The sequence below is a fragment of the Bartonella koehlerae C-29 genome, assembly GCF_000706625.1.
In the GTDB taxonomy this organism is placed as follows: Bacteria; Pseudomonadota; Alphaproteobacteria; order Rhizobiales; family Rhizobiaceae; genus Bartonella; species Bartonella koehlerae.
Window position 1 is genome coordinate 568663 of record NZ_KL407334.1, and the last position, 12327, is coordinate 580989.

Consider the following 12327-nt stretch of genomic DNA (forward strand, 5'->3'; position numbering starts at 1 on the left):
ATAATGTTGGCCTCATTATTATAATACTTTTATTGTAATATTAGCGATAGAGTGCTTTGTAGCATCCTATAAAAGGGGGTAATAAAACAGAAAATCTTTCTTGCCAATGGAAACTACAGGCTTTTAAAGAGAACTTATGCAAAATCTTGTTTGCAGGAAGAGCTTTTTGATGAGACGTGAGAAACTATAACTTTAAAAATTGCGTTTTTTCCCGTAAAGTTCGAGACGGTGATGAATAATATCATAGCCAAGGGACTTGGCAATTTCTTCTTGCAATTTTTCAATAATATCGGAATGAAATTCGATAACTTGCCCTGTTTCTACATCAATGAGATGATCGTGATGGTGTCCATCTGCTTGTTCAAAACGAGAGGGGCCACCATTAAAGCTATGGCGATGAACTGTCCTATTTCCTTCTAATATCTTCATGGTTCGGTAAACAGTTGAGAGCGAAATATTAGAATCTATTTTGTTAGCACGCTGAAAAATTTCAAATGCATTAGGATGGTCTTTTGTGTCGACCAAAATATCAAGGATAATACGTCGTTGACGTGTAACTCTTAAACCTGCAGTGCGTAATTCTGTCTCATAATTTCGCTTTTTATGCATCTTAATTATTATATTTTTCAGACGAAGGCGCCGTGACAATGTTTGTATTTTTTTTCTGAACCACAAGGACAACGTTCATTCCGTCCCACTTTCCCCCATGTGGTTGAATCCTTAGGATTACGATTTTTCGGATTAATGAATTTATTTTCTTGTGATTGCATCCACAAGGGAGAGTTATTTTTTTTATCTTGATAGTTCAAAATAGGGCCATCAAAATCCGTTTGTTCAGATTTGAGCGGTTCTATGGGTTGCTGAATAATCTCGAAACGCATGAGTTTAGAAGTAACGATTCTGCGTAAATTTCTAAGCATGGCTTGAAAGAGTTCAAATGACTCTGTCTTATACTCGTTGAGAGGGTCGCGTTGTGCATAACCGCGAAAACCGACAACGGAACGTAAATGGTCTAAATGCACCAGATGTTCACGCCATAATATGTCAATGGTTTCAAGTAATACGGCCTTGCGGAAATAAGCCATAACCTCTGGAGAGTAGCGTTCAATACGTTCGTTTTCAAGTTTGGTAACAGCATCTGATATACGCTCTAAGATTTGTTCTTCAGCAATTCCATCTTCTTTTGCCCATTCTTCTACTGGCAGTTCAAGATTAAATAGCTGATGAAGCCCCTCTTGTAGAGCTTTAACATCCCATTTTTCGCAATACGTTCCAGATGGAATGTAGGTTTCGACGAGATTTTCAACCACTTCGTTACGCATTTCGAGAATCATTTCAGTTAAATCCTCTGCGTTCATGATCTCCATACGCTGTTCAAAAATAACTTTGCGCTGATCATTCATCACATCGTCATATTTTAATAAATTTTTGCGAATTTCGAAATTTCTTGCTTCAACTTTTTTTTGCGCTTTTTCAATGGCTTTATTAATCCATGGATGAATAATGGCTTCGTTTTCTTTTAATCCAAGTTTTTGCAACATGCTATCCATACGGTTGGAACCGAAGATTCGCATAAGATCATCTTGAAGAGAGAGAAAGAATTTTGAGCGACCAGGATCGCCTTGACGACCAGAACGTCCACGCAGCTGGTTATCAATACGGCGACTTTCGTGGCGTTCAGTAGCAATAACATAAAGACCACCAGCAGCTAATGCTTTTTCTTTAAGTTGCTTGACATCTTTTTTAATTTCTTCAATTTTTGCAGTTCGTTCTAGTCCTTCAGGCATATCCTGTAATTCTTGTCGAATGCGCATTTCAACATTACCACCAAGCTGTATATCAGTACCGCGACCAGCCATGTTGGTCGCGATAGTTAATGCTCCAGGAACTCCTGCCTGTGCAATAATGTACGCTTCTTGTTCATGATAGCGGGCATTGAGAACTCTAAAATCGGTAATACCTTCTTTTCGCAAACGTTCTGCCAATTGTTCTGATTTTTCAATAGAAGTTGTTCCAACAAGAATAGGCTGCCCTTTTTCATGCGCTTGATGAATATTACGCACAATAGCACGATATTTCTCTTCTACTGTTCGATAGATTTCATCATCTTCATCACGACGCTGTATTGGTAAATTTGTAGGAACTTCGACAACTTCAAGACCATAAATATTACTAAATTCTTCTGCTTCTGTTATGGCAGTACCTGTCATGCCAGACAGTTTCTTATACATACGGAAATAATTTTGAAAAGTAATGGAAGCAAGAGTCTGATTTTCTGGTTGAATAGCAACGTGCTCTTTGGCTTCTAATGCTTGATGAAGTCCTTCAGAATAACGCCGTCCCGGCATCATACGACCTGTAAATTCGTCAATGATAACAATTTCACCATTGCGGACAATGTAATCCTTGTCACGGACAAAGAGCTTATGGGCTTTTAGGGCATTATTGATGTGATGGACGATAGCGACATTTTCTATATCATAGAGACTTTCACCTTTGAGATGCTCTGCTTGTTGAAGCATTTTCTCAATTTTTTCAGTACCAACTTCGGTAAAGGTTGTTGTTTTTTGTTTTTCGTCTATTTCGTAGTCTTCTGGAGTTAAAACAGGAATAAATGTATCAATAAGGTTATAAAAGTCAGTTCGATCTTCTAAAGGACCAGAAATAATAAGAGGAGTACGTGCTTCATCAATGAGGATCGAATCAACTTCATCGACGATTGCATAATGATGCCCACGTTGGACCATTTGACTACGATCGAAAGCCATATTATCGCGCAGATAATCAAAACCCAATTCATTATTTGTGGCATAGGTGATATCACATGCATAGGCTATTCGGCGGGCATCACTATCAAGATCATGCAAAATTACGCCCGTTGTGAGTCCTAGGAAACTGAAGATTTTTCCCATTGTTTCAGCATCACGATTGGCAAGATAATCGTTTACTGTCACGACATGAACACCTTTTCCTTCCAATGCATTGAGATAAATTGGCAGAGTTGCCATTAACGTTTTACCTTCACCGGTGCGCATTTCAGCAATGCCACAATCATGAAGCACCATTCCACCAATGAGCTGTACATCAAAAGGACGCATATCATAAACACGTTTTGCTGCTTCGCGGACAGTTGCAAAAGCTTCTGGTAAGAGCAAATCAACGGTTTCACCTTCCACGAGACGTTTACGAAATTCATCGGTTTTTTGAGAGAGCTGTATATCATTTAATCTTTGGAATTGTTTTTCCAAAGCATTGATTTGTTCGGCTTTTTGGCGAAGAACCTTGAGGCGTCGTTCATGAGCTGAACCAAAAAATTTACGCGTAAAGACACCTAAACCGATCATCCCAGGCCCTTTCTTTTATTATTGCCACTATTGCTGGGTATTTCATATATTATCCCCATACTCTAAATCTCGTAAGGTATTTATAACAAACGCATATAATACCATTATACTTGTTGGTGCGCAATTTTCCACTTCGATTATTTGAAGCAGAGATAAGGGGATAAGTGCACCGTGTCAACTTTAGTAATGCTGTTTAATTGACATGCTACAGAGTAATTTAGGGTATAATATGACATTTTCTATATGATTTTTAATATTATGAGCTAGAGAAGAATAGGCTGAGAAAAGAAAAAATTTTTATGTTTTTTTGAACAAAATTATTAGTTTATTTATCTATGTTTAGAGATTAAAATGCTATAGATTAAGAAAAATTGGCATCTTGAAATGCTTTCATTCTTAAGGAGTATATTTATGAAATTTAATTTTATCACGCTGTTTTTGACATCAACTTTATTGACAAGCACGAGTTTAGGGGTGATGGCCCAAGAAAGCGTGAAGTCTGCGTCGAATGACTTAAAGACTTTGGAGAAAGCTTCTGAAAAAATAGTTGCTCCCTCTCATGTTATGGCAGTTATTGATGGAAAGGAAGTTACTGCAGGACAATTAGATGAGTTAGCGCTCGAAATAAATCCTGGGTTAGCACGTTTTTCTGATGAACAACGCCGTATAACAGTCTTAAAAGCTTACTTGGATATGCAGGCACTTGCTAAAGCGGCAATTAAAGAAGGTATCGATAAAAGTGAAGCTTACAATAAACGTATGGTAGTTATGCGTGACAATGTTCTTCAGCAGCTTTATTTTAAACAGACGGTTGTTGATCAGATTTCAGATGCTGATTTGGAAACACTTTACAAAAAGGAAGTTGCTGCTTTACCCAAAGAGGATGAGGTTAAAGCACGTCATATTTTGGTTAAAACGAAAAAAGAAGCAGAAGCTATCATTAAACGTTTAAATAAGGGGGAAAGTTTTGAAGAGATTGCAAAAAAGAATTCAACAGATGGTTCAGCAGCTGTTGGGGGAGATCTTGGTTATTTCAGTCATGGTCAAATGGTAAAGCCTTTCGAAGATGCCGCGTTTGGTTTGAAAGTTGGTGAATACACAAAAAAGCCTGTTGAAAGTCCGTTTGGTTGGCATGTTATTAAGATAGAAGATCGCCGTGTGAAACAACCTCCTGTATTTGATGATGTGAAAGAGATGTTGCGTACACAACTGATAAAAGAGCGCTACCAAAAACTAATTGCTGATTTGCGTAAAAAGATAGATGTGAAATATCCTGATCCTAATGTTATAAAACTCATGCAATCGCTTAACAAAAATGAAGCGCCGCTTTCGGATGAGACATCCGATGAAGAAGAGACAGAATAGCATTTTTGAAAGCTGGGTGATTTGATAGATTGGTTTTATTCAAAAAGCCTAGCAGTTGTTTGCTACAGGACATTTATCGGCAGTCATTTAATTTATATTGTGGAAAGCATAGTGTGGCTTTAGAAATATTTCCTTTATCTCCTCAAAATATACAGGAGCTTCCACCATTATCTGGTGTGCGGATAGCAATAGCTGAAGCTGGGATTAAATATAAAGATCGTACGGATCTTCTTTTTATCATATTTGATGAGCCAGCAAGTGTGGCGGGTGTTTTTACACGCTCAAAATGTCCATCTTCTCCTGTAGAGCATTGTCGTGTATCACTTCCTCATGGAGTTGCTCGAGGTGTTGTCGTTAATTCTGGCAATGCAAATGCTTTTACGGGACGTAAAGGAAAACAAACAGTAGATACAATAATATGTGCTGCTGCGAATGCTTTGAAGGTTAAAGAAAATGAGATTTTTATAGCTTCTACAGGTGTTATTGGTGAGCCGATGGAGGCATCGGGTATTGTAAATCTTTTACCAAGTATGGCTAAGACAGCAAGAGAAGAAAATTGGTTGGAAGCTGCAAAAGCCATTATGACGACAGATACATTTCCAAAGCTTGCTACGCGCAGATTTGATTGTGGAGGAGAAATTATTACCATTAACGGCATTGCAAAAGGTGCTGGTATGATCGCACCAGATATGGCAACAATGCTCTCGTTTGTGGTGAGTGATGCATCCATTTCTTCGCAGATACTCCAATCTATGCTATCAAAGGCGGTTCAGGAATCTTTTAATTCGATCACTGTGGATAGTGACACCTCAACATCAGATACCCTTATGATGTTTGCGACAGGAAAAGCAAAGGGAAATTTCCCAAGCCTCACAAGTAAAACTGATCCACGTTATGAGGTGTTCTCAAAACAATTGTGTGCGCTTTTACATGAGCTTGCATTACAAGTTGTTTGTGATGGTGAAGGGGCGCGTCATTTAATTGAAGTTCGTGTGATTGGTGCGACAACAGACAATGCTGCGAAGACAATTGCTCTATCAATTGCAAATTCACCACTTGTAAAAACGTCCATTGCCGGTGAAGATGCTAACTGGGGACGGGTGGTTATGGCAGTTGGTAAGGCAGGTGTTGAAGTAGACCGTGATTTGTTGACGATTTGGTTTGGTGAACATCGTTTGGCGATCAATGGCGAACGAGATCCTGAATATTGTGAAGAGAAAATAGGTGCTTATATGCAAGGTAAACACATTACAATTCGTGTTGATATTGGCTTGGGCAATGGTAAAGCCACTGTTTGGTCTTGCGATTTAACGACGGAATACGTTATGATCAACGGCGATTACAGAAGTTAATTTGTGCACCATAAATTTGACATTGGGTATCTGTATATTTTTCAGTGTAGCGCTAAGTATTTGAACTGTTTCATTTTGAAGTAGGGGGAATGAGAGAAGAAACAGTTATCTTTATTATCCCGAGTGGAGAGCGGTATGCCTATAAAAAGTTCACTTCTTATTGTTGTTGCATGCGCATTGTTAGATCAAGATAATCGTGTTTTGTTGACACAACGTCCTCAAGGAAAATCACTGGCTGGTTTATGGGAGTTTCCTGGTGGAAAGGTTGAGCAAGGTGAAACTCCAGAAGCATCATTGATTCGTGAACTAGAAGAAGAACTTGGTGTTCACGTTCAGGTAGATAATTTATTTCCCTTAACATTTGTGAGCCATGGCTACGAAACATTTCATCTCTTAATGCCATTGTATTTTTGCTCTCATTATAAGGGTGTTGTACAAGGACGAGAAGGGCAAAATTTAAAATGGATTTTTATTGATGAGCTTGGTAAATACCCTATGCCTGAAGCTGATAAACCATTGGTTCAAGTATTAAAAAATTTCCTTCTTTAATGAGTTTATGAGAAGGTAATACTGCTTCTAAATAAGGGGAATGATATGAAAGATGCGAGAGGACTTTCTCGAAGAAAAAGCTGTATGGTTGTCATTGGAGAGTTTTCTTTTTTTTGCATGATCAACTTTTTAATTATCATCGTATTGCATTTCTGCGACAAGAAATCGGTTTATAACATAAATTATTAGTATACATATTAAATCAGGTTTTTAGTGTCATATTTCATTGTTTCAAACATTCTGACTCTGAATCAGAAAAAACTGTTCAATGAGCGATCAATAAAATGGTTGGGATATGTTTATAAAGTGGGGAGCCTGTAAACTTAAAAAGCAGAGTTTTAGAATGAGTGAAACATACGATTCATCAACTATTTAAATGTAAGAGAAAGAGCAACATTAAGGGTAAATTAAAAATGATCAGGGTTTGATAACTTCACGAACATAAAAATGGTAGCATAATAGACTGTGAGTGATACATTCATAGACAGCACTCAGATAGCAGATTAGGTGAAAGTCAAAATATTTAAACAACTGTGTGAATACATAATGCAATGACGTGAAAATATACATGCAGATCATTGATTCCATTAAAGAACGTGAGAAACAAAAATGTAAAATACTGCGGAATTTCCATTATTTAAAAGATATTACTCTAAATACTTTTGAGAGCTGTAAAGCTGAGTGTTAATTTTTATCTTTATAATTCATCTTCTTCCCAAATGAATATACTATCCTTCCGTATAAACATATCCCAACCATTTTATTGATCGCTCATTGAACAGTTTTTTCTGATTCAGAGTCAGAATGTTTGAAACAATGAAATATGACACTAAAAACCTGATTTAATATGTGTAATGATGATTGATTTTTAAAATCAATATTTTGCATATAACATGCGGTGTTTTCATTAAAGCTTTTCAGTAGTTGAATTAACTCTTTTTCACAATATGTAAAAAATGTGTGAATATTAATAAAAGTTTTTTGAATAAATGATGAATATGAGGTTTAAGAAGGGATCAAGTAACAAGCCCCCTATTGACAATAAATAACTTTGTGAAAGGAGTTTTTTCATCCATATGGAGTCAAAAATGAGCTGTGGACCGCATTATTATTTTAAAGAGTTCACACTGTATTCATGAAAAAATCTAACAGCAAAGGGTATTTATCCATCATGCTTATAGAAAAGATCACATATTACATTTCTTGAATTGGTCGACGTTTTTCTATGGGATATTGGTGTTTTTTAGCGATACGTGTCATTGCTTCTTCTAATGGTTCAATTATAACATCCATAGAGTAGCCGTTTGCGTGGATGATATTTTCATGATCAATCATAATGGCAACATGGCCGTTCCAAAAAATCAAATCACCTCGTTGAAGTTTATCACTGTCTGTAAGTGGTCTTCCGATGGTTTTTTGTTGCATATCGGTATCACGCAAAACCATTTTGCCAGTCATCATCATGGAAAGCTGAACGAGACCTGAGCAATCGATTCCAAAACCGCTGACACCTCCCCACAGGTAAGGTGTATGGATAAGAGTTTCGGCAACTGTAACATAATCTTCGTATACGCGTCCAATGGGACTAAGATGGCGTGTAATGATTGCTTTACCATTTTCAAGGATAGCATACATTGTGCCACGCACTTCAGTTTCATCTACAACACTGACTTTGCTTCCCATGGATAAGGGGTATTCCATTGGTCCACGTAAGTCAGCTTGTAAATATTGAAAAGTACGTGGTACTGAAACGATATGTGTCTGTTTTATCGTTGATGTACAAAGAACTTTTGTATCAATATAACCAACATAACCATCTTTGAGGGATTGTCCCCATGACATAGTCTTCCCTTGTTCAAAGATGAGAAATTCTTCACCTAATAAGCATTCTGTTTGTCTTTCACTTTTTTTGTTATTTTCTTTAAACAGTCCAGCGACAGCTGTATTAACACACTTTTTTTTGCCTTGAATAAAGCGTTGAGTCGTAATTTCTATTTCAAAATGTTTATCTGCTAGAGCATCTCTGAATGCATATAATCTTGGATCTTTAGAGAGCATTTTTAAACCTTTAAACAGACTTATGAAAACTGTATCTATACGATTTCTCATTTTGAAAGAAAACACAGAGCAAATTCAAAGTGATAAGCAATCACTCTTGAAGCTTTAGGATTGTCCATTTTTGTGGACATTTTGCGTCAAGCTTAATTTTTAAAGAGGTTATAAAGAGCACGAATAGCTTGTGCCGAACCACCAACAGGAAAGCCTGGTTTTTCTTTTGGAACCCATCCATAAAGATCAAAATGCGCAAAATGTTTTGTGTTTTCAATAAAAGAGTTCAGAAATAAAGCAGCAACTATGGAGCCAGCAAAGTTATTTCCAGTTATATTATTAAGATCAGCGATTGGTGATGATAACATTTCCTCATAAGGTTTCCAAAGTGGCATTTGCCAAAGAGGATCGGAAACAGAATGTGCAGATTGAGAGATTTGTTGTGCCCATACTGAATCACTACAATAAAATGCGGGCAGCTCTGGTCCTAACGCTATACGCGCTGCTCCTGTTAAAGTTGCCATGCAAAGTATGAATTGTGGACTTTCTTCATCACCATAAGCGAGTGCATCGGCAAGGACAAGTCGCCCTTCCGCATCTGTATTGCCAACTTCAACATTTAAACCTTTACGACTTTTGAGAATATCGCCTGGTTTGTAAGCATTGGCAGAAATTGCATTTTCAACAGCTGGGATTAAAACACGTAGACGAAAGGGTAATTTGGCATCCATGATAAGTTTAGCCAATCCCAAAACATGTGCACCTCCTCCCATATCTTTTTTCATGAGCAACATATTATTGGCTGATTTAATATCGAGTCCTCCAGTATCGAAAGTTACGCCTTTGCCAACCAACGTTATTTTAGGGTGATTTTCTTGTCCCCAATGTAGCTCAATGAGTCGTGGTGCAGTATTGCTAGCTCGTCCTACGGCATGAATCATTGGAAAATTATGTGTTAAGAGTTTATCTCCACAAATGCTTTGGACATAAGCACCGTAGGTTTTTCCCAGTTGGCGTGTTTCTTTCTCGAGGATATCAGGGTTCATATCATTGGCGGGAATATTGATGAGATCACGAACAAAAAAGACAGTTTCATAAATTCGTTGAAGTTCATTGAGATCAACCATATCGTTAACGTAAAACGATAAGAGCTTTGAGGAAGAATTTTGACGGTAACGGTTAAATTGATAACTTCCGAATGCCAATCCAAGATAGCTATTTATTTCATGAGAGGCAGTTCCTTCTAAATGCCAATGTCCAGCAGGAAGGTTTTTAGCGAGAAGCCCTGTGATAAAAGGTTCATCACCATTACCAAGTCCAAAGAGAACCTTTTTTAAATGCCCTGTTTCGCTAGGAATGAAGAGTATTTGCCCCGCTTTACCAGTGAAATCATTAACTTTTATCCATGCTGTTGTTGATGCATCAAATGATAAATCAACCAGACTTTTCTGGTTTACCAAAAATATGGGACAACTATTATCGATACGTGTTGAGGTAAAGTGAATGTGATGTAAATGCATATTTAGAAACCTTTATAGTCGTCGAAGTGCCACATATTCAACCAAATGTTTTTTTCCCTTGCGTAGAATGAGATTAGATCGTGGTCGTGTTGGCAATATATTTTCTTGTAAATTTTTCAAATTAATTGTTTGCCAGATATTTTCAGCTATTTTTAAGGATTCTTCTTCATGCATGAATGCATAACGATGAAAATAAGACTTAGGATTTTGAAAAGCTGTTTTACGCAAACGTTTAAAACGTTCCAAATACCATTGTCGAATGACTTCTGTTTCAGCATCTACATAGATTGAAAAATCAAAAAAGTCTGAAACAAAAGGAATGATTTTGCCATCTTTAGGAAGGTCATTGACTTGTAATACATTAATCCCTTCAACAATTAAGATATCGGGATGATCAATGGTAATTGTCTGGTTTTCTAGAACATCATAAATCATATGCGAATAAAGTGGGGCACGTACATTACCAATACCGGCTTTTATGGCAGAAAGAAAGCAAAGTAATTTTTTAATATCGTAGGAATCTGGAAATCCTTTACGATTCATACGATTTTTTTGCTGTAAAACAGCATTAGGATAGAGAAAACCATCCGTTGTAATCAAATCAACTTTAAGATTGGAAGTCCAACGTTTCAAAAGTTCTTGAAGAATACGAGCAGTAGTTGATTTTCCTACCGCGACAGAGCCAGCAATTCCAATGATAAAAGGAGTTTTTCTCGTTCCTTCTTGATATAAAAATTGTTGACGCTTGTAAAAAAGTTCCTGTACAGTTTCAACATGGCATGATAACAGACGTGATAAAGAAAGATAAATGCGTTGTACCTCTTCAAGATCAATTGGATCACCAATTGAGCGTAAGCGTTTGATTTCATCAAAGGTCAAAGTGAGCGGTGTATCCGCACGAAACTGAGACCACTCTTGTGCAGTAAAGACACGATAGGGTGAGTATCGATCAGAAATCGGTTTGACCAAATTATCTTCCTGATTAATTTTTGAGAGAATCTTATCAACCATCTGTATCAGTCGAGATTTTTTTTCTGAAGTAATTGATTAAGGATATACAGGCAGACTGTTTTGTATTCAAATGAATTTTATTTTGCATGTTCTCTTCTTTTAAATAGATAATCCTTAGCTTATAGTCCAGTCATTCCAATATGCATTAATTTGTTCTAACGAGAGCCCTTGTGCCAAAAAAGCCCATAAAAGTAAACGTGCTTTTACTGCTGATAAATAACCGGACATGAGAGCGCCAGAAGCAATCATATCGACTTCTGAACCTTTATAGCCATAAGTTTTGCGGGTTGTAGGGCCAGTGTAGGTACGGCTAGCGATAATGATTGGCATTTTTTGTGTATATTGTCGCACGATATCCGCTTCTTCAAAACTGCAGTGTCCTGATCCAAAACCTGCAATAACAACTCCAGCATAATGGCCACTTTCAAAGCAGAATTTCATTAAATGTGTATCAGAGGATAAAGAAGAGTATAGGAGTGCAACTTGGTGACCATAGTTTTTGGGAAGATCAAATGTTGTTGGGAAAAAATTTCGATCAGTAAAATAAATCAGTTTTCCTTCCAAAATAATGCCTAGAACACCTGCCAAACTTGACTGAAATGTCTCAATTTTGACGGTATGGCTTTTCTGGATCCAATAAGGTGAATGAATTGTATCGTTGATTACAACTAAAACGCCTCTATTTCGACTTTGTGGATGAACAGCGACGCGGGTTGCTGCCAAAATATTAGCCGGTCCATCAGCTCCTGCTTCACAGGGGAGTCGCATAGCACCAGTTACAATAAGTGGTTCGGCTTTATTCCAGTAGAGGGAAAGAAAAAAAGCTGTTTCTTCTACTGTATCAGTACCTTGGGTTAAAACAATACCTTCTGCACCCGCTTTTATTTGTTGTGTTGCCCACTTTATAATTTCAAAAAGACTTTTGAAAGATAAAGATCCACTTGGTATTTGCATTAATGTTTGAGCATGAATATCAGCGATACTATCTAAGTCAGGAACACTTTTGATGAGTATATCTGAAGTTAAAATCGGTTGCATTTGGCCAAAATTATCAGCAGCCATTGCAATTGTTCCGCCCAATGTCCCTATGGCTATTTTTTTCATGATTTTTCCTCTAAAAGGCGTAAACTTTTTACA

The 12327-nt window shown here is 37.2% G+C and carries 9 protein-coding genes; 3 read left to right on the plus strand and 6 right to left on the minus strand.

Annotated elements, in window-relative coordinates:
• Window positions 1–192: 192 nt before the first annotated feature.
• Both O9A_RS02415 and secA read right to left on the minus strand, forming a co-directional pair.
• On the minus strand, window positions 193–609 hold the full coding sequence (locus O9A_RS02415) for a Fur family transcriptional regulator (RefSeq protein WP_034458440.1): 417 nt from the start codon (window positions 607–609) through the stop codon (window positions 193–195).
• 17 nt (window positions 610–626) lie between these two features.
• Complete coding sequence (gene secA / locus O9A_RS02420; RefSeq protein WP_034458442.1) at window positions 627–3344, minus strand: preprotein translocase subunit SecA; 2718 nt, start codon at window positions 3342–3344, stop codon at window positions 627–629.
• A gap of 411 nt (window positions 3345–3755) precedes the next feature.
• Here secA and O9A_RS02425 point away from each other — a divergent pair, with 411 nt between their 5' ends.
• From O9A_RS02425 to mutT, 3 genes are all read left to right on the plus strand, one after another.
• On the plus strand, window positions 3756–4709 hold the full coding sequence (locus O9A_RS02425) for a peptidylprolyl isomerase (RefSeq protein WP_034458443.1): 954 nt from the start codon (window positions 3756–3758) through the stop codon (window positions 4707–4709).
• 113 nt (window positions 4710–4822) lie between these two features.
• A complete protein-coding gene (gene argJ, locus O9A_RS02430) occupies window positions 4823–6061 on the plus strand; it encodes a bifunctional glutamate N-acetyltransferase/amino-acid acetyltransferase ArgJ (protein ID WP_034458445.1) in 1239 nt (412 codons plus the stop codon).
• 135 nt (window positions 6062–6196) lie between these two features.
• Window positions 6197–6610: an 8-oxo-dGTP diphosphatase MutT gene (gene mutT / locus O9A_RS02435; protein ID WP_034458446.1), complete on the plus strand. Its 414-nt coding sequence runs from the start codon at window positions 6197–6199 to the stop codon at window positions 6608–6610.
• Window positions 6611–7804: 1194 nt separating this feature from the next.
• Here mutT and O9A_RS02440 read toward each other — a convergent pair.
• The 4 genes from O9A_RS02440 to O9A_RS02455 all read right to left on the minus strand — a co-directional run bounded on the left by O9A_RS02440 (window position 7805) and on the right by O9A_RS02455 (window position 12294).
• Window positions 7805–8668, minus strand: a complete 864-nt coding sequence (locus O9A_RS02440; RefSeq protein ID WP_034458448.1) for a C40 family peptidase — start codon at window positions 8666–8668, stop codon at window positions 7805–7807.
• 143 nt (window positions 8669–8811) lie between these two features.
• Window positions 8812–10179 (minus strand): leucyl aminopeptidase family protein, encoded by a 1368-nt coding sequence (locus O9A_RS02445; RefSeq protein ID WP_034458450.1) that lies wholly within the window; start codon window positions 10177–10179, stop codon window positions 8812–8814.
• Window positions 10180–10191: 12 nt separating this feature from the next.
• Complete coding sequence (gene coaA, locus O9A_RS02450; protein ID WP_245262489.1) at window positions 10192–11136, minus strand: type I pantothenate kinase; 945 nt, start codon at window positions 11134–11136, stop codon at window positions 10192–10194.
• 168 nt (window positions 11137–11304) lie between these two features.
• On the minus strand, window positions 11305–12294 hold the full coding sequence (locus O9A_RS02455; protein WP_034458454.1) for an asparaginase: 990 nt from the start codon (window positions 12292–12294) through the stop codon (window positions 11305–11307).
• Window positions 12295–12327: the final 33 nt, after the last annotated feature.